23 protein-coding genes are annotated in these 23,844 nt (G+C 71.6%); 11 read left to right on the top strand and 12 right to left on the bottom strand.

Annotated features, from left to right (window positions below; translation table 11 throughout):
• Nucleotides 1-23: 23 nt before the first annotated feature.
• On the bottom strand, nt 24-665 hold the full coding sequence (locus ABT137_RS10825) for a response regulator (RefSeq protein ID WP_351705757.1): 642 nt from the start codon (nt 663-665) through the stop codon (nt 24-26).
• A complete protein-coding gene (locus ABT137_RS10820; protein WP_351705754.1) occupies nt 658-1,803 on the bottom strand; it encodes a GAF domain-containing sensor histidine kinase in 1,146 nt (381 codons plus the stop codon). The genes ABT137_RS10825 and ABT137_RS10820 overlap by 8 nt, the downstream gene beginning before the upstream one ends.
• Before the next feature lie 226 nt (nt 1,804-2,029).
• Between ABT137_RS10820 and ABT137_RS10815 the strand changes: the two genes are divergently transcribed.
• The 3 genes from ABT137_RS10815 (at nt 2,030) to ABT137_RS10805 (ending at nt 4,926) form a co-directional block, all read left to right on the top strand.
• Nucleotides 2,030-2,725 carry an SDR family NAD(P)-dependent oxidoreductase gene (locus tag ABT137_RS10815; protein WP_351705751.1) on the top strand — a complete coding sequence of 232 codons (696 nt, stop codon included), beginning with the start codon at nt 2,030-2,032 and terminating at the stop codon, nt 2,723-2,725.
• On the top strand, nt 2,722-3,804 hold the full coding sequence (locus ABT137_RS10810; protein ID WP_351705748.1) for an S-adenosylmethionine:tRNA ribosyltransferase-isomerase: 1,083 nt from the start codon (nt 2,722-2,724) through the stop codon (nt 3,802-3,804). The genes ABT137_RS10815 and ABT137_RS10810 overlap by 4 nt, the downstream gene beginning before the upstream one ends.
• Before the next feature lie 297 nt (nt 3,805-4,101).
• Nucleotides 4,102-4,926 (top strand): transglycosylase SLT domain-containing protein, encoded by an 825-nt coding sequence (locus tag ABT137_RS10805; protein WP_351705745.1) that lies wholly within the window; start codon nt 4,102-4,104, stop codon nt 4,924-4,926.
• Between the two features lie 97 nt (nt 4,927-5,023).
• Here the strand turns inward: ABT137_RS10805 and ABT137_RS10800 are convergent, their stop codons facing one another.
• Nucleotides 5,024-7,570, bottom strand: a complete 2,547-nt coding sequence (locus ABT137_RS10800) for an ABC transporter ATP-binding protein/permease (protein ID WP_351705742.1) — start codon at nt 7,568-7,570, stop codon at nt 5,024-5,026.
• A gap of 232 nt (nt 7,571-7,802) precedes the next feature.
• Here ABT137_RS10800 and ABT137_RS10795 point away from each other — a divergent pair, with 232 nt between their 5' ends.
• Together ABT137_RS10795 and serB are read left to right on the top strand one after the other, a co-directional pair.
• Nucleotides 7,803-9,821: a streptophobe family protein gene (locus ABT137_RS10795; protein WP_351705740.1), complete on the top strand. Its 2,019-nt coding sequence runs from the start codon at nt 7,803-7,805 to the stop codon at nt 9,819-9,821.
• 375 nt (nt 9,822-10,196) lie between these two features.
• Entirely contained in the window at nt 10,197-11,405 is a 1,209-nt protein-coding gene (gene serB / locus ABT137_RS10790; RefSeq protein ID WP_351705737.1) for a phosphoserine phosphatase SerB, read from the top strand.
• 97 nt (nt 11,406-11,502) lie between these two features.
• On the opposite strand, the gene ABT137_RS10785 is transcribed toward serB, so the two are convergent.
• The 4 genes from ABT137_RS10785 to ABT137_RS10770 form a co-directional block, all read right to left on the bottom strand.
• Nucleotides 11,503-12,021 carry a SixA phosphatase family protein gene (locus tag ABT137_RS10785; protein ID WP_351705734.1) on the bottom strand — a complete coding sequence of 173 codons (519 nt, stop codon included), beginning with the start codon at nt 12,019-12,021 and terminating at the stop codon, nt 11,503-11,505.
• A gap of 90 nt (nt 12,022-12,111) precedes the next feature.
• Complete coding sequence (locus tag ABT137_RS10780; RefSeq protein ID WP_351705731.1) at nt 12,112-12,318, bottom strand: hypothetical protein; 207 nt, start codon at nt 12,316-12,318, stop codon at nt 12,112-12,114.
• Nucleotides 12,319-12,495: 177 nt separating this feature from the next.
• Nucleotides 12,496-12,612, bottom strand: coding sequence for an SGM_5486 family transporter-associated protein (locus tag ABT137_RS10775; protein WP_089107830.1), 117 nt, complete (start codon nt 12,610-12,612; stop codon nt 12,496-12,498).
• Nucleotides 12,613-12,766: 154 nt separating this feature from the next.
• Nucleotides 12,767-14,083 (bottom strand): CynX/NimT family MFS transporter, encoded by a 1,317-nt coding sequence (locus tag ABT137_RS10770; protein WP_502984498.1) that lies wholly within the window; start codon nt 14,081-14,083, stop codon nt 12,767-12,769.
• A gap of 91 nt (nt 14,084-14,174) precedes the next feature.
• Here ABT137_RS10770 and ABT137_RS10765 point away from each other — a divergent pair, with 91 nt between their 5' ends.
• Complete coding sequence (locus ABT137_RS10765) at nt 14,175-14,867, top strand: FadR/GntR family transcriptional regulator (protein WP_351705725.1); 693 nt, start codon at nt 14,175-14,177, stop codon at nt 14,865-14,867.
• Here ABT137_RS10765 and ABT137_RS10760 read toward each other — a convergent pair.
• From ABT137_RS10760 to fabG, 3 genes are all read right to left on the bottom strand, one after another.
• On the bottom strand, nt 14,845-15,195 hold the full coding sequence (locus ABT137_RS10760; RefSeq protein WP_351705722.1) for a hypothetical protein: 351 nt from the start codon (nt 15,193-15,195) through the stop codon (nt 14,845-14,847). The genes ABT137_RS10765 and ABT137_RS10760 overlap by 23 nt on opposite strands.
• A 173-nt stretch (nt 15,196-15,368) precedes the next feature.
• Complete coding sequence (gene fabI, locus ABT137_RS10755) at nt 15,369-16,136, bottom strand: enoyl-ACP reductase FabI (protein WP_351705719.1); 768 nt, start codon at nt 16,134-16,136, stop codon at nt 15,369-15,371.
• Between the two features lie 5 nt (nt 16,137-16,141).
• Nucleotides 16,142-16,861: a 3-oxoacyl-[acyl-carrier-protein] reductase gene (gene fabG, locus ABT137_RS10750; protein ID WP_351705716.1), complete on the bottom strand. Its 720-nt coding sequence runs from the start codon at nt 16,859-16,861 to the stop codon at nt 16,142-16,144.
• A gap of 235 nt (nt 16,862-17,096) precedes the next feature.
• Between fabG and ABT137_RS10745 the strand changes: the two genes are divergently transcribed.
• From ABT137_RS10745 to tyrS, 3 genes are read left to right on the top strand one after another with little or no spacing between them, the layout of a single operon-like run.
• Nucleotides 17,097-18,620, top strand: a complete 1,524-nt coding sequence (locus ABT137_RS10745; RefSeq protein ID WP_351705713.1) for a TldD/PmbA family protein — start codon at nt 17,097-17,099, stop codon at nt 18,618-18,620.
• A complete protein-coding gene (locus tag ABT137_RS10740) occupies nt 18,617-20,011 on the top strand; it encodes a metallopeptidase TldD-related protein (protein WP_351705710.1) in 1,395 nt (464 codons plus the stop codon). The genes ABT137_RS10745 and ABT137_RS10740 overlap by 4 nt, the downstream gene beginning before the upstream one ends.
• A gap of 43 nt (nt 20,012-20,054) precedes the next feature.
• Complete coding sequence (tyrS, locus tag ABT137_RS10735) at nt 20,055-21,323, top strand: tyrosine--tRNA ligase (RefSeq protein ID WP_351705707.1); 1,269 nt, start codon at nt 20,055-20,057, stop codon at nt 21,321-21,323.
• A gap of 116 nt (nt 21,324-21,439) precedes the next feature.
• On the opposite strand, the gene ABT137_RS10730 is transcribed toward tyrS, so the two are convergent.
• Nucleotides 21,440-21,718: a GlsB/YeaQ/YmgE family stress response membrane protein gene (locus ABT137_RS10730; protein ID WP_351705704.1), complete on the bottom strand. Its 279-nt coding sequence runs from the start codon at nt 21,716-21,718 to the stop codon at nt 21,440-21,442.
• Nucleotides 21,719-21,963: 245 nt separating this feature from the next.
• Between ABT137_RS10730 and ABT137_RS10725 the strand changes: the two genes are divergently transcribed.
• Together ABT137_RS10725 and ABT137_RS10720 are read left to right on the top strand one after the other, a co-directional pair.
• On the top strand, nt 21,964-22,365 hold the full coding sequence (locus tag ABT137_RS10725; RefSeq protein WP_351705701.1) for a DUF3099 domain-containing protein: 402 nt from the start codon (nt 21,964-21,966) through the stop codon (nt 22,363-22,365).
• 233 nt (nt 22,366-22,598) lie between these two features.
• Nucleotides 22,599-22,823, top strand: a complete 225-nt coding sequence (locus ABT137_RS10720) for a hypothetical protein (RefSeq protein WP_351498496.1) — start codon at nt 22,599-22,601, stop codon at nt 22,821-22,823.
• Between the two features lie 28 nt (nt 22,824-22,851).
• Here the strand turns inward: ABT137_RS10720 and moaA are convergent, their stop codons facing one another.
• Nucleotides 22,852-23,841: a GTP 3',8-cyclase MoaA gene (gene moaA, locus ABT137_RS10715; RefSeq protein ID WP_351705698.1), complete on the bottom strand. Its 990-nt coding sequence runs from the start codon at nt 23,839-23,841 to the stop codon at nt 22,852-22,854.
• Nucleotides 23,842-23,844: the final 3 nt, after the last annotated feature.

Raw genomic sequence — 23,844 nt, 5'->3', positions numbered from 1 at the left:
GGTGAAGCGTTGCGGAGGGCGTTTCAGCCGGTCACGCCGTGGCGAACGGCCCACAGGGCGGCCTGGGTGCGATCGGCAAGGTCGAGTTTCATCAGGATGTTCGAGACGTGCGTCTTGACGGTCTTCTCGGACAGCACCAGGGCCCGTGCTATCTCGCGGTTGGACCGGCCGTCGGCGATCAGCCCCAGCACCTCCCGCTCCCGCTCGGTGAGCGAACCGCCCCTGCCCTGGCCGGAGTTGGCCTCCTCCTGAGAGAGCAGGGCGCCGGCCACCTCGGGCTGGAGCAGGACGTGCCCGGCGTGCACCGAGCGGATGGCGGTGGCGAGCGCGTCGGGATCGACGTCCTTGTAGACGTATCCGGCGGCGCCCGCGCGCAGGGCGGGGACCACCGTGCGCTGTTCGGTGAAGCTGGTGACGATCAGCACGCGCGCGGGGTTGTCGAGTTCGCGGAGCCTGCGCAGCGCCGCCACGCCGTCCAGGCCGGGCATCTTGACGTCCATGAGGACGACGTCGGGGGTCAACTCCTGGGCGCGCTCGACCCCTTCGGCGCCGTCGGCGGCCTCGCCGACGACCTCGATGTCGTCCTGGACCTCCAGGAAGGTGCGCAGGCCGCGGCGGACGACCTGGTGGTCGTCGACCAGCAGCACCCGGATTGCGTCAGCCACCGGGAACCTCCATCTCGATCGTGGTGCCCTTGCCGGGCGCCGATTCCACGGTCAGCGTGCCGCCGACGCCGCTCGTCCGGTCCCGCATGGAGACCAGGCCGAGGTGGCGTCCGGCGCGCCGGGTGAGGTGCGGGTCGAAGCCGCTGCCGTCGTCCGTGACCCGCAGGACGGCGCCGCCGCCGCGCCGGTTCACGGTCACGTCGACGTGCTCGGCCCCGGAGTGTCTGAGCGCGTTGTGCAGGGCTTCCTGGGCCACCCGGAGCAGTGCCTCCTCCTGGGCGGCGGGCAGGGCCCGGAAGCCACTGGCGGCGAAGGTCACGCGCGCGGTGTGGGCACGGTCGAGAACCTGGACCTGGGTGCGCAGGGTGGCGAGCAGGCCGTCCTCGTCGAGGGCGGCGGGACGCAACTCCACGACGGCGGCGCGCAGTTCGTCGATGGCCTCGGCGGCGAGCACGGCGACCTGCTGCAACTCGCCCTTGGCGCGGGAGGGATCGCGGTCGACCAGGGCGGCGGCGGCCTGGGCGGTCAGGCGGAGCGAGAAGAGCTTCTGGCTCACCGCGTCGTGCAGTTCGTGAGCGAGCCGGGAGCGTTCCTCGGCGATGGTCAGCTCGCGGCTGCGCTCGTAGAGGCGGGCGTTGGTGAGGGCGATGGCCGCGTGCTGGGCGAGGATGGAGAGGAGTTCCTCGTCCTCGGCGGTGAAGCCGCAGCCGCCCTCCGGCTTCTCACAGTTCTTGTTGGCCAGGAAAAGTGCGCCGATGACCTCGTCCTCGTCCCGGATCGGCAGGCCCAGGAAGTCGGACATGTCGGGGTGGGCGGAGGGCCAGCCCTCGAAGCGGGGGTCCGTGCGGACGTCGGCCAGCCGCTCGACCTTCGCCTCGCGCAGCATCGCCGCGAGGATGCCGTGCTGGCGCGGGAGCGGGCCGATGGCCTTCCACTGGGCGTCGGTGACGCCGTCGACGACGAACTGGGCGAAGCCGCCGTGGTCGTCCGGGACACCGAGCGCGGCGTACTGGGCGTCGAGCAGCTCACGGGCGGAGGCGACGATCGTCTTGAGGACGTCGCGCACCTCCAGGTGTCTGCTCATGGCCAGCAGCGCGGAGCTCACCGCCGCCAGACCGGACCGGGGACCTTGACTCATGTCCTCACGGTACCGGCGGGGTCCGACAGCGCGGATCGGGCCGACGGCGGCAGGGCCTGGGCCGGTGGCCGTAGACCCGGGGACCTAGGGCTCGGGTCCCGTACCGGCGGCTTAGTCCGAAGGACCCCGCCCGGTTGCGGCCCGCGTCCGAGGCGCCCGGGGCGGTCCGGTTCCTACGTTGGGATCACCGCCGACGCGGGCGGACGGAGCCGAGGGGACGGTTGTCATGCCGGTAGCGATCATCACGGGGGCCTCGAAGGGGCTGGGGCGGGCGCTGGCCGAGGCGCTGGCCGCGCGCGGCTGGGATCTGGTGCTGGACGCCAGGGGGGCCGGTGCGCTGAAGGAGACGGCGGAGGCCGTCGCGGAGCACGGGACGCGGGTGGCGGCGCTGCCCGGCGATGTCACGGACGCCGGGCACCGGGCCGACCTGGTGGCCGCCGCGCGGGAGCTGGGCGGGGTGGATCTGCTGGTGAGCAACGCCAGCGCGCTGGGCGCCGAGCCGCTGGTGCGCCTGGGCGAGCTGCCCCTGGCGGGGCTGCGCCGGGCGCTGGAGGTGAACGTGGTGGCCGCGCTGGGCCTGGTCCAGGAGGCGCTGCCGGTGCTGCGGGAGTCGGCAGCGGGCGCGGTGGTCACGGTCAGCTCGGACGCGGGCGCCGAGGCGTACGAGACCTGGGGCGGCTACGGCGCCTCGAAGGCGGCCCTGGACCAGCTGGCGGCGGTGCTCGGTGTGGAGGAGCCGGGGCTGCGGGTGTGGGCGGTGGATCCCGGGGACATGGCGACCGACCTGTACGCGGCGGCCGTACCGGACGACGACGATCCGCGGCCGGCACCGGTGAGTGTCGTACCGGCCTTCCTGCGGCTCCTGGACGAGCGGCCGGCGAGCGGGCGGTACGGGGCGCCTGCCCTGGTGGAGGGGCGATGACGACGGTGGTGCGGGTGCCCGAGGAGCTGTCCGCGCGGGTGCCGGCCGAGCAGCGCGGGCCGGGTCTGGAGCGGGACGCCGTACGGCTGCTGGTGTCGCGCGGGACGGCGGTGTCGCACCACGCCTTCGCCGAGCTGCCGTGCCTGCTGCGGGCCGGGGACCTGCTGGTGGTGAACACCTCGCCGACGCTGGCGGCCGCCGTGGACGGGCGGGTCGGGGACGCGCGCGTGGTGGTGCACTTCTCCACGCGCGGGGACGACGGGCGGTGGGCGGTCGAGCTGCGGGAGCCGGACGGGAGGGGGACCACGCGCGCGCGTGCGGGTACGCGTGCGGGGAATGAGGTGCGGCTGCCCGGGGGCGGGCGGCTGGTCCTGGAGGAGCCGCTGAGCGAGCGGGGCGAGCGGCTGTGGTGGGCGCGGGCCGCCGCGGACGTGCGCGGGGTGCTGCGGGAGCACGGGCGGCCCATCCGTTACTCCTATACGGAGCGGGACCAGCCGTTGTCCGTGTATCAGACGGTGTTCGCGCTGCCGTCGGCGGACGGGGCGGGGAGCGCGGAGATGCCGAGTGCGGCCCGGCCCTTCACGGCGCGGCTGGTGGCGGAGCTGGTGAGCCGTGGGGTGCAGTTCGCGCCGATCACGCTGCATACCGGGGTGTCGTCGGGGGAGGCGCACGAGCCGCCGTACGCGGAACGTTTCGCCGTGCCGGAGGCGTCGGCGCGGCTGATCAACAGCGTGAAGGCCGGAGGGGGCAGGGTGATCGCCGTGGGGACGACCGCCGTGCGGGCCGTGGAGTCGGTCGCCGGGGCCGACGGGGTGGTGCGGGCGGCCGCGGGGTGGACGGAGCTCGTCGTGACGCCGGAGCGCGGGGTGCGGGCGGTGGACGGGCTGCTGACCGGGCTGCACGAGCCGGAGGCTTCGCATCTGCTGATGCTGGAGGCGGTCGCCGGGCGGCTCGCGGTCGACCGCAGCTACGAGGAGGCGCTGCGCGGCCTCTACCTGTGGCACGAGTTCGGCGACGTGCACCTCATCCTCCCGGAGGAGGGGCCTCACACAGAGCGTTGCGTCAGCAACTCTTGGTGAGATTCATGTGCGGTCGATGTGAGGCCGCACATAGGGCGCACATCACGTACGAACGGACATAGGAGATAAACACTCCCGGCGCGAACGGGGCAGACGTTCTAGTCTGTCCCGATTTGCCCATCTGGGCTCCACTATCGGGGATCGTACGTCACACCTTTGCCACGGCATTTTGCGGCCGCTAAGAATGGCTGTCGTCGCTCAGCACCGCGGGTTCCCCTCGCGGTGTTCGTGCAGGAGGAGCCGGTCTCCCCCGCGGACAACGAGCGACCTCCGCGCTATTCGAAGAGGTCCACTGCCATGCCCAAGCACTCCCACAGTCCCACGCTGACCAAGCACCACAAGATCGCGCTCGCCGGTGTCGCCACGCTCGGCGCCGCCGCCCTCGCCTTCTCCGCCGTGCCCAGCAGCGCCGAGACGATCGCGTCCGGTACCCCCCAGACCGCCGCCCAGGTGGCCAACGGCACCGCGCAGATCAAGGACGTCACGGGCAAGGTCACCGACCAGCTGGCCCTGCAGAACGTCAAGGTCGAGGCCATCGCCGCCAAGAAGAAGCCGGCCTCCGCCCACCAGCTGCACGTGGCGCACGTGAAGAAGGTCCACGCGGCCCACGTCGCCCACGTGAAGCAGGCCCACACGGCCCACGTGAAGAAGCTGCACGCGGCTCACGCCAAGCACGTCCACGCGGTCCACACGAAGCACGTCGCCGCTGTCAAGAAGGCCGCCGCCAAGCGCGCCGCCCAGCAGGCCGCCAGCCGGTCCGCGCAGCGCCCGCAGATCCAGCAGGTCGCCGCGAAGACCTACGCCAACAACCTCGACGGCTGGATCAGCCAGGCCCTCGACATCATGAACGCCAAGGGCATCCCGGGCTCCTACAACGGCCTGCACCGCAACATCATGCGGGAGTCCTCCGGCAACCCGAACGCCATCAACAACTGGGACATCAACGCCATCAACGGCATCCCGTCCAAGGGCCTGCTGCAGGTGATCCCGCCCACCTTCGCGACGTACCACGTCAACGGCACGTCCTGGAACATCTACGACCCGGTCGCCAACATCACCGCCGCCGCCAACTACGCGGCGCACCGGTACGGCTCGATCGACAACGTCAACAGCGCGTACTGAGGCCGGCGCGGACCTCTGCACGCACACGCCGAAGGGCGGCACCCGCAGTGCGGGTGCCGCCCTTCGGCGTCGTACGGCGTCGCGGGGACCGCGCGCGCTACTTGCGCATGACCTCGGGCTCGTGGCGGCGCAGGAAGCGGGCCACCAGGAAGCCGCAGATCACGCCGAGGACGATCAGCACCGCCATGTCCATGGTCCAGGCGCCGGCCGTGTGGTCCCACAGCGGATCCGTCTTGGTCGGGTCGTCGACGTTGGGCGCGATGTTGTTGAAGTCCAGCGTGGCGCCGGCCGCGCCCACCGCCCATCGGGAGGGCATCAGGAACGAGACCTGGTTCACGCCGACCGCGCCGTTCAGGTTGAACAGGCAGCCGGTGAACACGACCTGGATGATCGCGAACATCACCAGCAGCGGCATGGTCTTCTCGGACGTCTTCACCAGCGAGGAGATGACCAGGCCGAACATCATCGAGGTGAAGCCGAGCCCCATGATCGGAATGCACAGCTCGAAGAGGGTGGAGTGGCCGAGGACCACGCCCTGGTCGGGGATCTCGCGGCTGGAGAAGCCGATCAGGCCGACCATCAGGCCCTGCAGCACGGTGATCACGCCGAGCACGACCACCTTGGACATCAGGTACGCCGACCGGGACAGGCCGACCGCACGCTCCCGCTCGTAGATGACCCGTTCCTTGATCAGCTCACGCACGGAGTTCGCGGCGCCCGCGAAACAGGCGCCGACGGCGAGGATCAGCAGGACCGTGGTCGCCGTGCCGTTCGGGACCGGCACGCCGGTCTTCGAGCTCACCGGGTTCACCAGCAGGCCCTTGTCGCTGTCGATCAGCAGGCTCACCGCGCCGAGCACCGCCGGCAGGATCACCGTCAGCGCCAGGAAGCCCTTGTCCGACGCGATGACCGACACGTACCGCCGGACCAGGGTCAGCAGCTGCGACCCCCAGCTCTGCGGCTTCTTCGGCTTCATCACCTGCATCGGCGGCATCTGTACGGACTGCGGCGCAATCGCGTCGATGTCCGCGGCGTACATCTGGTAGTGCTGCGAGCCCTTCCAGCGGCCCGCCCAGTCGTAGTCGCGGTAGTTCTCGAAGGCGGAGAAGACGTCGGCCCAGGTGTCGTAGCCGAAGAAGTTCAGCGCCTCCTCCGGCGGGCCGAAGTAGGCGACCGAGCCGCCCGGCGCCATCACCAGGAGCTTGTCGCACAGCGCCAGCTCGGCCACCGAGTGGGTGACGACGAGGACCGTGCGGCCGTCGTCGGCGAGGCCGCGCAGCAGCTGCATGACATCGCGGTCCATGCCCGGGTCGAGGCCCGAGGTGGGCTCGTCGAGGAAGATCAGCGACGGCTTGGTGAGCAGCTCCAGGGCCACCGACACGCGCTTGCGCTGGCCGCCGGAGAGGGAGGTGACCTTCTTCTCCTTGTGGACGTCGAGCTTCAGCTCACGCAGCACCTCGTCGATGCGGGCCTCGCGCTCCTCGGCCGTGGTGTCGGCGGGGAAGCGCAGTTTGGCCGCGTACTTGAGGGCCTTCTTGACGGTCAGCTCCTTGTGCAGGATGTCGTCCTGCGGGACCAGACCGATGCGCTGGCGCAGCTCGGCGAACTGCTTGTACAGGTTGCGGTTGTCGTACAGCACCTCGCCCTCGTTGGCGGGGCGGTAGCCGGTGAGCGCCTTGAGCAGGGTCGACTTGCCGGATCCCGACGGGCCGATGACCGCGATCACGGACTTCTCCGGGACGCCGAAGGAGACGTCCTTGAGGATCTGCTTGCCGCCGTCGACCGTGACGGTCAGGTGGCGTGCGGAGAAGGAGACCTCACCGGTGTCGACGAACTCCTCGAGCCGGTCGCCGACGATCCGGAAGGTGGAGTGGCCGACGCCCACGATGTCGTCCGCGTCGAGCAGCGCGCTGCCGCCCTTGGCGATCGGCATGCCGTTGACGTACGTGCCGTTGTGCGAGCCGAGGTCGCGGATCTCCATGCGGCCGTCGGGCGTGGAGTGGAACTCGGCGTGGTGGCGCGAGACCTGCAGGTCGGAGACGACCAGCTCGTTGTCCAGAGCACGGCCGATGCGCATCACGCGGCCGATGGAGAACTGGTGGAAGGTGGTCGGGCTGCGGTCGCCGTAGACCGGCGGCGCCCCCGCGCCACCACCGGAGGCCATGGCCGGGGCGCCCTGCTGCTGCGGGATCGCCGACGGGGCCTGCTGCCAGCCCTGTTGCGGAGCCGGCTGCTGCGCGGCCGACGGCTGCGGAGCCGGCGGCTGGGACCAGCCCGCACCGCCCGCGCCCTGCGCCGCGAACGGCTGCTGCTGGGGCTGCGGTTGGGCGACGGCGGCCGCGGCGCCGGAGAGGTTCAGGCGCGGTCCGTCGTTCGCGTTCCCGAGATGGACGGCCGAGCCCGGGCCGATCTCCGACCGCTGGACCCGGCTGCTCTGCACGAAGGTGCCGTTGGTACTGCCGTGGTCCTCGATGACCCAACTGCGGCCGTCGAAGCTGATCGTGGCGTGCCGCCAGGAGACCCTGGCGTCGTCGAACACGATGTCCCCCTGCGGATCGCGTCCGAGGGTGTATGACCTGGACGGATCGAGCGTCCAGGTGCGTCCGTTTGATTCCAGTACGAGTTCCGGCACTCCAAGCCCCATGAGTAGTCCCCCGAGTTACCCCCATCACAGGGAGTCTAGGGATGTCGAACATCGTCGGGAACTATTTCAGGCTCGGCCCTCTGACCGAAAGCCGGGCCTTGTGGCGGCCTCGTACGAGCGCTTCAACTCTTTCCGTTGACGGGGTTGAAACCGGGCCGGAGAGTGGTAATCCACGCGAGGGGGACAAGCGCGACGGAGTGGTCCGGGGCGCCTGCGGATCGGGGGGTCTGCCATGAGTGCTGATGCGTCTGGTACGGGAGTCGAGCACGCGAGGCACGGCGGGCGGCTGCCGTGGGCCGACATCCTGCTGTCCTCGATAGCCGCCGTGAGCTGGGCGTTGATCGGCATGGCGGGTACGGCGGCGCTGGGCCTGCATCTCCTGCGGGCCGACGCGGCGGGCTCGCTGGGCCCGATGACCGCGGCCGTTGTGGCGCTCGGGGCGGGTGGTTCGGTCACCCCGGACGGAGATCTGTCCGCTTTCGGTCTGAAGGGGGCCGAGGCCACGACGGCCATCGAGATCACGCCACTGGGGGTGAGTCTGGTCGGTGCGCTCCTTTTGTCGTGGTTCTTCTTACGGTCCCTGCGCACGGCCGGAGTTGTGATCGCACCGGCCGAACTGCTGGCCCGCGCGGGCTCGGTGGTGGTGCTGTTCGTGGCGATGCTGGGCGGACTGGCGTGGGCGGGTCACTCCGTCGTGACGATCGACGGCGGTGCGCTCGGCCTGGACAAGCTGCCGGGCGGAGGGAGCGGCGGCGGCGGAAGCGGCGGCGGGCTGAAGATCCCCGGCATCGGTGACATCGGCGGGCTGCTGCCGGACCGCCTCGGCGACCTCGTGCACGCGAATGCCGCGGTCGGCTTCAGCGTGGACACGGCGGCGACCCTGCTCGGCGGTCTCGGCTGGTCGGTGGGCATCCTGCTGATCGCCCTGCTGGCCTCGCGCCGGACCCCGCTGCCACGCGGCTGGGCTGCGGTGCACCGGGTGGTACGGCCGGCGGCCTCTGCGCTGGTGACGGTGGCGCTGGTGGCGGTGGCGGCCGGCTGGGCGGCAGCGGCCTTCGCGGCGATCGGCGACCCGCATCCGGCCCGGATCATGGGCGCGGCCCTGCTCGGCGCCCCGAACGGCGTCTGGCTCGGCATCCCGATCGGGCTCTTCGTCCCCTTCGACGGCCGGGCCACGGGCGTCCTGACCATGTTCCTGCCGCACCCCCTGGACGAGCTCCTGAACTCGAAGTCCGACCAGTCGGTGACGCTCGGCCACCTGGCCGGCCTGGACGGACGGGTGTGGCTGCTGGGGGTCGCGGCAGCCCTGTTCATGCTGCTGGCCGGGGTGTTCACGGCGGTCCGGACGCCGGTGGGATGGACTCCGGCGGGGCGGACTCCGGCAGGGCGGACTCCGGTGGAGCGGGGGATCGGCTCGGCCGGGGCTGGAGGCCCCGGTGGTGGGCCGGGCTCGCGTTCCGGTGCGCTCGGGTTCGCCGGGCGGTGTGCCGTTCGCCTGGGGATCGCCACCGCGCTCGCGCTGCCGCTGCTGGCCTGGCTGGCGGACGTGTCGGTGGACGCCTCGCTGTCGGTGCTGGGCTTCGACGCGTTCGGGGCGGGGATCCAGCTGCACGGGCAGCTGGGCATGGCGTTGCTGCTCGGCGGGGTCTGGGGTGCGGCGGCGGGGGCCGCGGGGGCGCTGCTGGCGTGGGTGACCGGGGCCGCGGGGTCACGGGCGGCTCCGCTGGCACTGGGTGACGGCGAGGCGGGCGGCGGGCCTGCCCGTCAGGGGGCCGACCGGGCTCCGGGGCGGGTCGGGAGCGAGTCGACGGGGCCTTACGCGCCGGGTACGCCGTACCGACCGCCCAATCCGAACACGAACCCCTACCTCCGGGTGCCGGAGGAACTGCGGGAGACCGGGGGCGGCCGAGGGGCTCGGTCCGGTGGAGTGCGGGGGGCGGGGACGGCACCGCCTAGCGGTCCCGCCGTCCCGGGCCGTCGTGCGCCGGGCGCACCGCCCCCGGCGGACGACGGCCGCCGCGCGCCGGAGGAGAGCCGGTCGGGCGGCGGCCCCTCCGACGTACCGCCGTCCGGGTCGGGCGATGTGTACGGCGCTCCCACCATGGCGCGCCCCCTCGATCCGCCGCCTCGCTCCTCGGGGCCCCGGCCGGGCGCGCGGCGACCCGACGGATCCCAGGGCGGTCCGAACGCCGGGCCCCCGCCACCGCCTCCTCCCCCACCCCCTCCGCCGCCCAGGCGGCCCCGTGGGTGAGGCCGGGCGCCGGGCGGGGCAGCGGCCGACCGCACGGATCGCGTCATCCGTGGGGATCGGGGTGTCCGTCCGGATCACGTCGTCCGCGGGCATCGGGGTGTCCGTCCGGAACGCGTCATCCGCGGGCATCGGGGGGTCCGTCCGGAACGCGTCATCCGTGCGGATCACGGCGTCCGCCGCCTGCGTGTCCCGGCGCTGAACCGTGCGTGAAGACGCGGCGGGACACACCCCGGCCCCGGCCGTGGACATCGCACGCACGTTCGCCGGTAGGGCGGAGGCAAGGCGTCCGACACCGGCCCGACACCTATTGTTCCGTGTCCGTCAGGCGGACCACCTGCGCCGCAGGCACTGGGTGCCGGTTACGGTGGTTACACCATGAGCGATCCGCAGACCTCCGAGGTCCCCACTCTCCTCGTCAAGATTTTCGGCAAGGACAGGCCGGGCATCACGGCCGGCCTCTTCGACACTCTTGCCGCCTACATGGTCGACGTGGTCGACATCGAGCAGGTCGTCACGCGAGGCCGCCTGGTGCTGTGCGCGCTCGTGACCCAGCCCCCGGCGGGTCTTGAGGGCGACCTCAGGGCGACCGTGCACAGCTGGGCCGAGTCGATGAAGATGCAGGCGGAGATCATCTCCGGCCACGGCGACAACCGCCCGCGTGGCCTCGGCCGTTCCCTGGTCACCGTCCTCGGCCACCCGCTGACCGCCGAGTCGACGGCCGCCATCGCCGCCCGGATCGCCAAGACCGGCGGCAACATCGACCGTATCTTCCGGCTCGCCAAGTACCCGGTGACAGCGGTCGAGTTCGCGGTGTCCGGCGTGGCGACCGAACCGCTGCGCACCGCCCTGGCCTCCGACGCGGCCGAGCTCGGCGTGGACATCGCGGTGGTCTCGGCGGGCCTGCACCGGCGGGCCCAGCGGCTGGTCGTCATGGACGTGGACTCGACGCTCATCCAGGACGAGGTGATCGAGCTCTTCGCGGCGCACGCCGGCTGCGAGGAGCAGGTCGCCGAGGTGACGGCGGCCGCGATGCGCGGCGAGCTGGACTTCGAGCAGTCGCTGCACGCGCGCGTGGCGCTGCTGAAGGGGCTGGACGAGTCGGTCGTGCAGAAGGTGCGCGCCGAGGTACGGCTGACGCCGGGCGCGCGGACCCTGATCCGTACGCTGAAGCGGCTCGGCTACCAAGTCGGCGTCGTCTCGGGCGGTTTCACCCAGGTCACCGACGATCTGAAGGAGCGGCTGGGGCTGGACTTCGCCCAGGCCAACACGCTCGAGATCGTCGACGGGAAGCTGACCGGCCGGGTGACCGGCGAGATCGTGGACCGGGCGGGCAAGGCACGGCTGCTGCGCCGGTTCGCCGCCGAGGCGGGCGTGCCGCTGGTGCAGACGGTGGCCGTCGGCGACGGGGCCAACGACCTCGACATGCTGAACGCGGCCGGCCTCGGGGTCGCCTTCAACGCCAAGCCGGTGGTCCGCGAGGCCGCGCACACGGCGGTGAACTTCCCGTTCCTGGACACGGTCCTGTACCTGCTGGGTGTCACCCGCGAAGAGGTCGAGGCGGCGGACACCCACGACGAGAGCTGAGCCGTCCGGCCGATCCGGACACGAGGGCCCGGCACCGATTTCCACGGTGCCGGGCCCTCGTCGTGTCACGTCTGTGGTGGTGCGGTGGTCTCACGTCTCACTCGGAGGGTGCCCAGTAGTCCGCGAGCGTGGCCACGCCGGGCTCCAGAGCCTTCCAGGAGCCCTCGTGCGTCAGGACGGCGAAGGCGGCGGTGGGAAAGCCGCGGCGGTTCATCCACTCGCGGGCGTCGTCCTCGGCGGCGCCGGCGAGGATCTCGGTCAGGCCGTGCACGCCGGGGTTGTGGCCGATGAGGATCACGGTCTGTACGTCGTCGGGCACCTCGTTGAGCACGGCGATCAGCTCGCCCGGCGAGGCCTCGTACACCCGCTCCTCATAGACGGTTTTCGGCCGGTGCGCGAGCTCGTGGACGGCGAGCTTCCAGGTCTCCCGGGTGCGCACGGAGGTGGAGCACAGTGCCAGGTCGAAGGTGATGCCGCTGTCCGCGAGCTTGCGTCCGGCGACGGCGGCGTCCATTCGGCCCCGCTCAGCGAGCGGTCGCTCGTGATCGGTCACCTGTGGCCAGTCGGCTTTCGCATGGCGGAAGAGGACAATCCTGCGGGGTTCTGCGACGCTCATGGCACCCAGCTTCGCATGAAACAGGCCATCGGGCGCAGGGAGTTGACATGCGGCTTCGCCCGGTCCGCGGGTGCCGAGCCCCTGGCTGCGCTAGCGGGTGACGATCTGCTGGACGCGCTCGAAGAGGTGGGTGACGGCGGGGTCTCCGGTGGCCGCGTGGGCGTCCGCCGGGTTCAGTATCAGGATCAGCAGGGCGACGAAGGCAAGCGCGGGAAGGGCGAGCGCCCACCAGGGGAGCCGGATGTCGACGCTGCCCGGGGTCGCCGGGTGGGACCGGGTGTGCGCTGGGGCCGGCATGATCGCCTCCGTTGGTCTCCGGGGTCTGTCGGCCGCCCTCGCGGCCACACCTCGAAACTACGGAATCCGCGGCCGCCGCCCCATCCGGTGATCCACCCACTTGACCCTGACCCTCACCCCCTAGGGGATGGTGGGGCTAGCCCCACCACCGGCCGCGGGGGCGGTGGCCGGCTGTGGTCAGGGGGACGCGAGGGTCGCGATGACGGCGATGACGATGAAGATGGCGAAGAACGAGCCGAAGACGATCAGCATCTTCTTCTGACCGTTCTGGGGGTTCGGGTCGAGCACTGGCATGGGGTCAGTCTGGCACCCCGGGGAGCGGACAGCCCGCGCGGGGTGGCCGCGACACGGGCCGAAACAGGCCGACAAAGGCAGACAGGGGCCGACGGCGGTCGGTGCGGGGGGCTGACCGGGGGCGGCGCCGCGGCCGAAGGGGGCCGGTGCGAGGTCAGCCGGTCGCGGCCGCCTCGTCCTCCACGACGCGGTCCCGGCCGGCCAGGACGCCGACGGCCATCTGCGGGATCATCAGGCCGACCATCAGGGCGATCGGCAGGCCCCAGCCGCCGCTGTGCTGGTAGAGCACGCCCACCAGCAGCGGGCCCGGGACGGAGATCAGGTATCCGGTGCTCTGGGCGAAGGCGGAGAGCTGGGCGACGCCCGCGCCGGTCCTGGCCCGCATCCCGACCATGGTGAGGGCCAGCGGGAAGGCGCAGTTCGAGATGCCGAGCAGCACGGCCCAGGCCCAGGCGCCGCCGGCGGGCGCGAGGTACAGGCCGGCGTACCCGGCGAGGCCGCAGACGCCGAGCGCGATCACGATCGGGCCCTGGTGCGGCAGCCGGGTGGCCACGCGCGGGATGACGAAGGCCAGCGGTACGCCCATCGCCATGGTGACGGCCAGCAGGAGTCCGGCCGTGCTCGCGGAGACGCCCGCGTCCCGGAAGATCTGGGCCATCCAGCCCATCGTGATGTAGGCGGCGGTGGCCTGGAGCCCGAAGAACACGGCGAGCGCCCAGGCGGTACGGCTGCGGGTGATCCGCAGGGCGGGCGGCTGCCGCTCCGCACGCGCGCGTGCCTCGGCCTCGGGGGCCGGCGCCGTTCCGCGGTCCCGTGCCAGCGGGACCCAGGGCAGTACCGCGACCGCCGCGAGCCCGGCCCAGACCGTCAGCCCGGTCCGCCAGCTGCCGCCGAGGGCGTCGGTCAGGGGCACGGTCACCGCGGCGGCCACCGAGGTGCCGGCGGCGAGGGCCATCGAGTACAGGCCGGTCATGGCGCCGACCCGGTCGGGGAACCAGCGCTTGACGATGACCGGCATCAGCACGTTGCTGACCGCGATGCCCATGAGCGCGAGCGCGCTGCCGGCCAGGAACCCGGCGGTGCTCCCGACGTACGGCCGTATCAGCAGGCCGGCCGTGACGGCCGCCATGCCCGCGCAGACCACGGCCGCCGGGCCGAAGCGGCGGGCGAGTCGGGGGGCCATGACGCCGAAGACGGCGAAGCAGAGCGGGGGCACCGAGGTGAGCAGTCCGGCCACGCTGCCGCTCATGCCGAGGCCGTCGCGGACCTCCTCCAGGAGCGCGCCGAGGCTGGTGATGGCGGGCCGGAGGTTGACGGCGGACAGCACGATGCCGACGACGACCAGCCGTGTCGTCCACGCGCGCGTGGCGGTCGCGGGGCCGCCGCCGGCTGCCGTCGCACGTGTCGGCTCAGTCGGCTCAGCCGGCTCGGTTGTCTCAGAGGTCGTGGTGCCGGTTTCCTTGCCTGCCATGAGGCCCATCATAGAATCATGGGATGAATGGTTGTCCATCCCCTGGCAGGCCCGGCCGCCCCCGCCGGGCCCTCGCGTGCGAAGGTGTGTCATGCCTCTGAGCCATCCGCGCCGCTCGGCGCTGTCCGAGCAGGTCATCGCCGCGTTGCGGAACCAGATCACCTCGGGCGAGTGGCCGGTCGGGGCTCGCATCCCCACCGAGCCGGAGCTGGTCGAGCAGCTCGGGGTGGCCCGCAACACCGTCCGGGAGGCCGTCCGGGCGCTGGCCCACAACGGCCTGCTGGACATCCGCCAGGGCTCGGGGACGTACGTCGCGGCCACCAGTGAGCTGGCCGGCGTGATGCACCGCCGGTTCGCCGAGGCCGACCCCCGGCACATCGCCGAGCTGCGTTCCACCCTGGAGTCGTCGGCCGCCCGGCTGGCCGCGGTGCGCCGTACCGAGAAGGACCTCGGGCAGCTCGACACCCTCCTGGCGCGCCGCGAGCAGGCCTGGCGGTCGGGCGACGCGGAGGCCTTCGTGGCGGCGGACGCGACCCTGCACCTGGCCGTGGTGGCCGCCTCGCACAACGACGTGCTGACGGCGATGTACGCCGACCTGGGCGAGGTGCTGCGGGAGTGGCTGCGCGCGGACGTCGGCGCCGAGCTGACGCCGCAGTCGTACATGGACCACACCCGGCTGGTCGAGGCGATCCGCGCGGGCGACGCGGACGCGGCAGCGAAGGAGGCGGCGAGCTATCCGTTCCTGTGCTGTCCGGACCGGTTCAGCTCACCTTCTGGTGGCTGATCCACACCGCGCGGACCTCCTTCCAGCAGCGGCCGGAGAGCCGTACGGTCATCGCCGGGCCGGTGTCGACCGGGGAGCCGTCGGTGTCGATGTCCCACCACTGGGCGCACTCGATGTGCAGCCGCACCCGGTCCGTGTCGACGTAGGGGTTGTGGCAGTAGGCCACCACGTGGGAGCCGCGGACGGTGGTCCGGCAGGACGCGCCGAACAGCTGCGGGGCCGGCCCGTGTCCGCTCGGCACGCGCGCGTGGGACTCCGCGGTGCAGGGCAGCGACACCACGAGGGCGAGGGCCAGGGTCACCGGGGCCAGGCTGCGGGAAAGGCGCACAAGGGGACCTCCTCGGCCGGGCTGGGGAGGGACATCGCGCGGTGAACGCGCAACCAGGGTGCGCCGCCGCGTCTCCAGGGTGCGCCGCCCGGCGGGTGATCACCCGGCCGGTGGGCCGAACGGGTGAGGCCCGCACCCCTCGCGGGATGCGGGCCTCGACGAGTCCGTGCGGGTCAGGCGCCGATGGCGTGCAGACCGCCGTCCACGTGGACGATCTCGCCGGTGGTCTTCGGGAACCAGTCGCTCAGCAGGGCGACGATGCCCTTGCCGGCCGGCTCCGGGTCCTTCAGGTCCCACTCCAGCGGGGAGCGGTGGTCCCAGACCGCGGCCAGCTCGCTGAAGCCCGGGATGGACTTGGCGGCCATGGAGCCGATGGGGCCGGCGGCGATGAGGTTGCAGCGGATGTTCTGCTTGCCCAGGTCGCGCGCAAGGTAGCGGCTGGTGGCCTCCAGGGCGGCCTTGGCCGGGCCCATCCAGTCGTACTGCGGCCAGGCGTACTGGGCGTCGAAGGTGAGGCCGACGACCGAGCCGCCGTTCTGCATCAGCGGCAGGCAGGCCATGGTCAGCGACTTCAGGGAGTACGCCGAGACGTGCATGGCGGTGGCGACGGACTCGAACGGCGTGTTGAGGAAGTTGCCACCGAGGGCGTCCTGGGGGGCGAAGCCGATGGAGTGGACGACGCCGTCGAGGCCGCCGAGCTCCTCGCCGACGAGGTCGGCAAGGCGGCCGAGGTGCTCATCGTTCGTCACGTCGAGCTCGATGACCTTGGTGGGCTTCGGCAGCTTCTTGGCGATGCGCTCGGTCAGGGTGGGCCGCGGGAACGCGGTGAGGATGATCTCGGCACCCTGCTCCTGGGCCAGCTTGGCCGCGTGGAAGGCGATGGAGGACTCCATCAGCACACCCGTGATCAGGATGCGCTTGCCCTCGAGGATTCCACTCATGGTGATCAGTGACCCATTCCCAGTCCGCCGTCAACGGGGATGACGGCTCCAGTGATGTACGAGGCGTCGTCCGAGGCGAGGAACCGCACCGTCGCGGCGACCTCCTCGGGCTCCGCGTACCGGCCGAGCGGCACCTGCGACACGATGGTGGCGCGCTGCTCGTCGGTGAGCACCTTGGTCATGTCGGTGTCGACGAAGCCGGGCGCGACGACGTTGAAGGTGATGTTGCGCGAGCCCAGCTCACGGGCGAGGGAGCGCGCGAAGCCGACCAGGGCGGCCTTGGAGGCGGCGTAGTTGGCCTGGCCGGGGCCGCCGTAGAGGCCGACGACCGACGAGATGAGGACGACGCGGCCCTTCTTGGCGCGCAGCATGCCGCGGTTGGCGCGCTTGACGACCCGGAAGGTGCCGGTGAGGTTGGTGTCGACGACCGAGGTGAAGTCCTCCTCGGACATCCGCATCAGGAGCGTGTCCTTGGTGATGCCGGCGTTGGCGATCAGGACCTCGACCGGGCCGTGCGCGTCCTCGATCTCCTTGTAGGCCTGCTCCACCTGCTCGGAGTCGGTGATGTCGCACTTGACGGCCAGGACGCCCAGTTCCTTGAGCAGGGCCGGCGGCTCACCGGAGCGGTACGTGACGGCAACCTTGTCGCCGTTGTCGGCGAAAGCGCGGGCGATGGCGAGGCCGATGCCCCGGTTGCCTCCAGTGACGAGAACCGAGCGGCTCAACGGATCACCTTTCGATCGGTCTGACAACCCGCCCGAACAGCTGACACGACAGGCGGCTTCATCGAAAACCTATCGGTCCGGCCATCGCCGCGGGCAAGCGGGCACCGACAGTGGCTCGGGAGTGTCACTGTCGGGTCCCTACAGAAAGCCGCGACGCCGGGCCGAAACCTGTGGTCCGTGCGCCCGCGGGCGCGACATGATCGGACGGACAGGCCACGACAGCAGGGAGACCTCCGTGCCTCATTCCATCGACGAAGCCTTCACAGCGCTTCCGCTACGGGCCCTGGCCGACGCCGCGCTGGCACGCGCGCGTGCGCTGGGGGCCGAGCACGCGGACTTCCGGTTCGAGCGGGTGCGCAGCGCGTCCTGGCGGCTGCGGGACGCCAAGCCCGCCGGATCCTCGGACACCACCGACCTGGGGTACGCGGTCCGGGTCGTGCACGGCGGCACGTGGGGCTTCGCGTCGGGGGTGGACCTGACCCTCGACGCGGCCGCCAAGGTCGCCTCGCAGGCGGTGGCCATGGCGAAACTCTCGGCGCAGGTCATCAAGGCCGCCGGGTCGGACGAGCGGGTGGAACTGGCCGGCGAGCCGGTGCACGCGGAGAAGACGTGGGTCTCGGCGTACGAGATCGATCCGTTCACCGTGCCGGACGAGGAGAAGTCGGCGCTGCTCGCGGAGTGGAGCGCGCGGCTGCTGGCGGCGAACGGCGTCAACCACGTCGACGCCTCGCTGCTCACCGTGCACGAGAACAAGTTCTACGCGGACACGGCCGGGACCGTGACGACCCAGCAGCGGGTGCGGCTGCATCCGCAGCTGACGGCCGTGTCGGTCGACGAGTCCAGTGGCGAGTTCGACTCGATGCGGACCATCGCGCCGCCGGTCGGCCGTGGCTGGGAGTACCTCACCGGCACCGGCTGGGACTGGGACGCCGAGCTGGAGCAGATCCCGGAGCTGCTGGCCGAGAAGATGCGGGCGCCGAGCGTCGAGGCGGGCCTGTACGACCTGGTGGTCGATCCCTCCAACCTGTGGCTGACCATCCACGAGTCCATCGGCCACGCCACCGAACTGGACCGCGCGCTCGGCTACGAGGCCGCCTACGCCGGCACCTCCTTCGCCACCTTCGACCAGCTCGGCAAGCTGAAGTACGGCTCCGACCTGATGAACGTCACCGGCGACCGCACCGCCGAGCACGGCCTGGCGACCGTCGGGTACGACGACGAGGGCGTCGCGGCCCAGTCCTGGGACCTGGTCAGGGACGGCACGCTCGTCGGCTACCAGCTGGACCGCAGGATCGCCCGGCTGACCGGCTTCGACCGCTCCAACGGATGCGCGTACGCCGACTCCCCCGGACACGTCCCCGTGCAGCGCATGGCCAACGTGTCCCTGCAGCCGGACCCGGCCGGGCTGGCGACGGAGGACCTGATCGGCGGGGTCGACCGCGGAATCTACGTGGTCGGCGACCGCTCCTGGTCGATCGACATGCAAAGGTACAATTTTCAATTTACCGGACAACGGTTCTTCAGGATCGAGAACGGCCGGATCACCGGGCAGCTGCGCGATGTCGCCTACCAGGCGACGACCACCGACTTCTGGGGCTCCATGGCGGCCGTCGGCGGCCCCCAGACGTACGTCCTCGGCGGCGCCTTCAACTGCGGCAAGGCACAGCCGGGACAGGTCGCCGCGGTGTCGCACGGCTGCCCCTCGGCCCTCTTCAAGGGCGTCAACATCCTCAACACCACGCAGGAGGCCGGTCGATGAGCGCCCGTAGCAACAAGCCGCACGAGATCGTCGAGCGCGCTCTGGAACTGTCCCGGGCGGACGGCTGCGTGGTCATCGCCGACGAGCACTCCACCGCCAACCTGCGCTGGGCCGGCAACGCGCTCACCACCAACGGCGTCACGCGCGGCCGTTCGCTCACCGTCGTCGCCACCGTGGACGGCAAGGAGGGCACCGCCTCGGGTGTCGTGTCCCGGTCGGCCGTGACCGCCGACGACCTGGAGCCGCTGGTGCGGGCCGCCGAGGCCGCCGCGCGCGGCGCCGGGGCCGCCGAGGACGCCCAGCCGCTGGTCACCGGCGTACCGGAGGCCCCGGACTTCACCGACGCGCCCGCCGAGACCTCCTCCGCCGTGTTCGCCGACTTCGCCCCGGCACTCGGCGAGGCCTTCGCACGCGCGCGTGCCGGTGGCCGCGAGCTGTACGGCTTCGCCAACCACGAGCTGGTGTCGACGTACGTGGGCACCTCGACCGGGCTGCGCCTCAGGCACGACCAGCCCACCGGGACGCTGGAGCTGAACGCCAAGTCGCCGGACCGTACGCGCTCGGCCTGGGCCGGACGCTCCACGCGGGACTTCAAGGACGTCGACCCCGGCGCGCTCGACGCCGAGCTCGCGGTACGGCTCGGCTGGGCCGAGCGGCGCGTGGACCTGCCGGCCGGCCGGTACGAGACGCTGCTGCCGCCGACCGCCGTCGCCGACCTGCTGATCTACCAGCTGTGGTCGGCGTCCGGGCGGGACGCGGCCGAGGGCCGGACCGTGTTCTCCAAGCCGGGCGGCGGCACCCGCGTCGGCGAGAAGCTGACCGACCTGCCGCTGACCCTGCGCAGCGACCCGAACGAGCCGGGCCTGGAATCGGCGCCCTTCGTCGTCGCGCACTCCTCCGGCGGCGACCAGTCGGTCTTCGACAACGGGCTGCCCGTCGGCACCACCGAGTGGGTCGCGGGCGGCACGCTGAAGCACCTGACCACCACCCGGCACACCGCGGGCCTCACCGGGCTGCCGGTCGCCCCGGCGGGCGGCAACCTGATCCTCGACGGCGGCCAGGACCGCTCCCTGGACGACATGGTCGCGTCGACCGAGCGCGGGCTGCTGCTGACCTGCCTCTGGTACATCCGCGAGGTCGACCCGGCGACGCTGCTGCTCACGGGCCTGACCCGGGACGGCGTCTACCTGGTGGAGAACGGCCAGGTCACCGGGCAGGTGAACAACTTCAGGTTCAACGAGTCGCCGGTGGACCTGCTGGGGCGGGCGACCGAGGCCGGGCGCACGGAAAAGACGCTGCCGAGGGAGTGGAGCGACTGGTTCACTAGGGCTGCGATGCCCGCGCTGCGGGTGCCCGACTTCAATATGAGCTCTGTCAGCCAGGGCGTATAACCTCGTACCTGCTGACGAGACCACCCAAGGAGATACGAGAACCGTGACGGACATCGTCGACGAGCTGAAGTGGCGGGGGCTCATCGCCCTCTCCACGGACGAGGACGCATTGCGCAAGGCGTTCGCGGACGGTCCCGTCACGTTCTATTGCGGTTTCGACCCGACCGCGCCCAGCCTGCACCTCGGCAACCTCGTGCAGATCCTGACGATGCGCCGGATCCAGCAGGCGGGGAACCGCCCGCTGGGCCTGGTCGGGGGTGCCACCGGCCTGATCGGTGACCCGAAGCCGAACTCCGAGCGCACGCTCAACGCCCCCGAGGTCGTCGCCCAGTGGGTCGAGCGGCTGCGCGCCCAGATCGCTCCGCTGCTGGACTTCGAGGGTCCGAACGCGGCGGTCATGGTCAACAACCTGGACTGGACGCAGGGCCTGTCGGCCATCGAGTTCCTGCGTGACATCGGCAAGCACTTCCGCGTGAACAAGATGATCGCGAAGGAAGCCGTGGCCCGGCGCCTGGAGTCCCAGGAGGGCATCAGCTACACGGAGTTCAGTTACCAGATCCTCCAGGGCATGGACTTCCTCCAGCTGTACCGGCGGTACGGCTGCACGCTGCAGACCGGTGGCAGCGACCAGTGGGGCAACCTCACCTCGGGCACCGACCTGATCCACAAGGTCGAGCCCGACGCCGTGGTGCACGCACTGGGCACACCGCTGATCACCAAGGCCGACGGCACCAAGTTCGGCAAGACGGAGTCCGGCACGGTCTGGCTCGACCCGGAGATGACCACGCCGTACGCCTTCTACCAGTTCTGGCTGAACGCTGACGACCGGGACGTCTCCAAGTTCCTGCGGATCTTCAGCTTCAGGTCTCATGAGGAGATCGAGGAGCTGGAGAAGCAGACCGAGGAGCGTCCGCAGGCGCGGGCCGCGCAGCGGGCGCTGGCCGAGGAGCTGACGACGCTCGTCCATGGGGCCGACCAGACCGCCGCGGTGATCGCGGCGTCCAGGGCGCTGTTCGGGCAGGGCGAGCTGGCGGAGCTGGACGACCGGACGCTGGCCGCGGCGCTGTCCGAGGTGCCGCATGTCAAGGTCGCCGAGCTGGGTCCGGTGGTCGACCTGTTCGCCGAGGTCGGGCTGGTGGCCTCCAAGTCCGCCGCGCGGCGGACCGTGAAGGAGGGCGGGGCCTACGTGAACAACGTGAAGGTGACCGCCGAGGACGCGGTGCCGGTTCCTGCGGAACTGCTGCACGGGCGGTGGCTGGTGCTGCGGCGGGGGAAGAAGAACCTGGCGGCCGTGGAGGTCGTCGGTTCCTGAGCGCCGTTGGGGTGCGGGGTGCGTTGTCGGCCGCGGGTTCGTCGTGGCTGGTCGCGCAGTTCCCCGCGCCCCTTTCGGGGCGCTTCGGCTCGGGGGCGTCGTGAAGTACGGGACCTTCAGATGCGCTGTTTCCGCTTCCCCAGCGTCGCCGTGTACGCCATGTCGCCCAGGAAGACGATGATGATCGCCGCCACCAGCTGGAACAGGTGACGGGTCCAGTCGATGCCCCTCGTCTCCGCCACGCCCGCCGCGCGGGCGATCGCGTTGCCGGCGATGGCACCCAGGATGCCGAAGATGGTCGTCAGCCACAGGGGGCTGTGCTGCTTGCCCGGGATGACCGCCTTCGCGATCAGGCCCAGCACGAAACCCACGATGATCGCCCACAACCAGCCCATGACTGCCTCCTCGTACGGCTCGACGTGAGCATTACGCCAAGTCTCGGCCCGTACGCCGTACGGCGCATGTCGGTACGCCCGTACGCGCTACGGCGCAGGGCGTTCACGCAGGCGGGAGGGCGACCCGGTCTCGAAGGCAGCGCAGGCGCGGCGTACCGTGGGAAGGGTCCTGGACCGGTTCCCCGAGGGGGTGCGGACCGGGTACGGGGCGGGGAGAGTCCGATGCGGGCGGATGGTGGAATGTGATGCGGAAGCAGCGCGGCGACGGCAACGTCCAGGTGTTCCGGATCACCGGAGCCCGTACCGGCCTGGCGGAGGACGTACGCGGCCGGCAGCGACGGTACGTCATCTCGATGGGCATCCGGACCATGTCGGTGATCCTCGCGGTGACGTTGTGGAACGTCGAACGGTACGTCGCCGTCGTGGCCTTGGTGCTCGGGGCGCTGCTCCCCTATGTCGCCGTCGTCATCGCCAACGCCGGACGGGAGCGGCCGCCGTCGCTTCCGTCGACCTTCGGGGTCGCGCCCACCCGGCTGATGATCGCGCCGCCGCGGGCGGAGGAGACGCAGGCGGAATCCGTCCCGGAGGACGTGGTGGCGGATCCGGCGGCAGGGGCCGTGAGCGGCGAGCGGCCGGAGTCGGTCTGAGCATCATGGACGCCGCGCGGACGGGTGGCGGTTCCGCCCGAAGCTCAAGAAATGCTCAGATCTATCGTGCAGTTCCAGTGCCGGGCCAAGGGTGACCCGTGACATACTGCGTACGCGCTCCGCATCCCCCGTCGGAGCGACGGACCGACGCCGGGCAGCTCCCCCCGTGGCTGCTCGGCGTCGCCTTGTTTACGGGGCTTTTTTTGCGAGACGAAGCAGTGCGAGACGAAGTCGTGAGTGACGTTATTTGTTCGGCGAAGGGCTGTCGCGCCGCCGCGGTGTGGGTGCTGGCGTGGAACAACCCGAAGATCCACACACCGGAGCGGCGCAAGACCTGGCTCGCGTGTGAGGAGCACCGGGAGCACCTCTCGCAGTTCCTGGGGGTGCGGGGGTTCCTGAAGGACGTCGTGCTGTTGCGGGAGTGGGAATCGCCCGAATCACCTGAGCAGGACGGATAGAAAGGCCGGGCAGGCCGGGTGGACCCGGCTAGCCGCCGATCGCGGACATCGGCCGGTCCGGCTGCACGAACTGCGGATCGTCCAGTCCCGCCCCCGCCTTCTTCCCCCACATCGCCAGCCGCCACCTGCGGGCGATCTCCTCGTCCGGCGCGCCCGAGCGGAGCGCGCCGCGCAGGTCCGTCTCCTCCCGCGCGAACAGGCAGGTCCGTATCTGGCCGTCGGCCGTGAGGCGGGTGCGGTCGCAGGCCGCGCAGAACGGGCGGGTGACCGAGGCGATGACGCCGACGCGGTGCGGGCCGCCGTCGACCAGCCAGCGCTCCGCGGGGGCCGAGCCGCGGTCGTCCGCGCCCTCGGGGGTGAGGTCGAAGCGGGTGCGGAGGGAGGCGAGGATGTCCCCGGCCGTCACCATGCTGTCGCGCTTCCAGCCGTGCTGGGCGTCCAGGGGCATCTGCTCGATGAAGCGCAGCTCGTAGCCGTGGGCCACCGCCCAGGCGAGGAGGTCGGGGGCCTCGTCCTCGTTCAGGCCGGGCATCAGGACCGTGTTGACCTTGACCGGGGTGAGACCGGCGTCGCGGGCGGCCTGAAGGCCGTCGAGGACGTCCTGGTGGCGGTCGCGGCGGGTCAGGGTCTTGAAGACGTCCGGGCGGAGGGTGTCCAGGGAGACGTTGACCCGGTCCAGGCCGACCGCCTTGAGGGCCGTCGCGGTACGGCGCAGGCCGATGCCGTTGGTCGTCAGGGACATCCGGGGGCGGGGGGCCAGGGCCGCCACCCGCTCGACGATGCCGACCAGGCCGGGGCGCAGCAACGGCTCGCCGCCGGTGAAGCGGACCTCCTCGACGCCCAGCAGGCGGACGGCGATGTCGATCAGCCGGACGATCTCGTCGTCCGTGAGCAGGTCGGGCTTGGCCAGCCACTGCAGGCCCTCCTCGGGCATGCAGTACGTACAGCGCAGGTTGCACCGGTCGGTCAGCGAGACTCTCAGGTCGGTTGCCACTCGGCCATAGGTGTCGATGAGCACGCG

Origin of the sequence: Streptomyces sp. NPDC001980 (genome assembly GCF_040296885.1) — a bacterium.
Taxonomy (GTDB): Bacteria; Actinomycetota; Actinomycetes; order Streptomycetales; family Streptomycetaceae; genus Streptomyces.
The sequence above is the reverse complement of the archived record's forward strand: the minus strand, read 5'-3'. Positions and strand labels throughout refer to the sequence as shown.

What these genes read in the sequence shown, in the direction of transcription:
- ABT137_RS10820 (WP_351705754.1), bottom strand. Translation starts at nt 1,803, where the DNA reads ATGAGTCAAGGTCCCCGGTCCGGTCTGGCGGCGGTGAGCTCCGCGCTG.
- ABT137_RS10815 (WP_351705751.1), top strand. Translation starts at nt 2,030, where the DNA reads ATGCCGGTAGCGATCATCACGGGGGCCTCGAAGGGGCTGGGGCGGGCG.
- ABT137_RS10810 (WP_351705748.1), top strand. Translation starts at nt 2,722, where the DNA reads ATGACGACGGTGGTGCGGGTGCCCGAGGAGCTGTCCGCGCGGGTGCCG.
- ABT137_RS10805 (WP_351705745.1), top strand. Translation starts at nt 4,102, where the DNA reads ATGCCCAAGCACTCCCACAGTCCCACGCTGACCAAGCACCACAAGATC.
- ABT137_RS10800 (WP_351705742.1), bottom strand. Translation starts at nt 7,570, where the DNA reads ATGGGGCTTGGAGTGCCGGAACTCGTACTGGAATCAAACGGACGCACC.
- ABT137_RS10795 (WP_351705740.1), top strand. Translation starts at nt 7,803, where the DNA reads ATGAGTGCTGATGCGTCTGGTACGGGAGTCGAGCACGCGAGGCACGGC.
- serB (WP_351705737.1), top strand. Translation starts at nt 10,197, where the DNA reads ATGAGCGATCCGCAGACCTCCGAGGTCCCCACTCTCCTCGTCAAGATT.
- ABT137_RS10785 (WP_351705734.1), bottom strand. Translation starts at nt 12,021, where the DNA reads ATGAGCGTCGCAGAACCCCGCAGGATTGTCCTCTTCCGCCATGCGAAA.
- ABT137_RS10780 (WP_351705731.1), bottom strand. Translation starts at nt 12,318, where the DNA reads ATGCCGGCCCCAGCGCACACCCGGTCCCACCCGGCGACCCCGGGCAGC.
- ABT137_RS10775 (WP_089107830.1), bottom strand. Translation starts at nt 12,612, where the DNA reads ATGCCAGTGCTCGACCCGAACCCCCAGAACGGTCAGAAGAAGATGCTG.
- ABT137_RS10770 (WP_502984498.1), bottom strand. Translation starts at nt 14,083, where the DNA reads ATGGCAGGCAAGGAAACCGGCACCACGACCTCTGAGACAACCGAGCCG.
- ABT137_RS10765 (WP_351705725.1), top strand. Translation starts at nt 14,175, where the DNA reads ATGCCTCTGAGCCATCCGCGCCGCTCGGCGCTGTCCGAGCAGGTCATC.
- fabI (WP_351705719.1), bottom strand. Translation starts at nt 16,136, where the DNA reads ATGAGTGGAATCCTCGAGGGCAAGCGCATCCTGATCACGGGTGTGCTG.
- ABT137_RS10740 (WP_351705710.1), top strand. Translation starts at nt 18,617, where the DNA reads ATGAGCGCCCGTAGCAACAAGCCGCACGAGATCGTCGAGCGCGCTCTG.
- ABT137_RS10730 (WP_351705704.1), bottom strand. Translation starts at nt 21,718, where the DNA reads ATGGGCTGGTTGTGGGCGATCATCGTGGGTTTCGTGCTGGGCCTGATC.
- ABT137_RS10725 (WP_351705701.1), top strand. Translation starts at nt 21,964, where the DNA reads ATGCGGAAGCAGCGCGGCGACGGCAACGTCCAGGTGTTCCGGATCACC.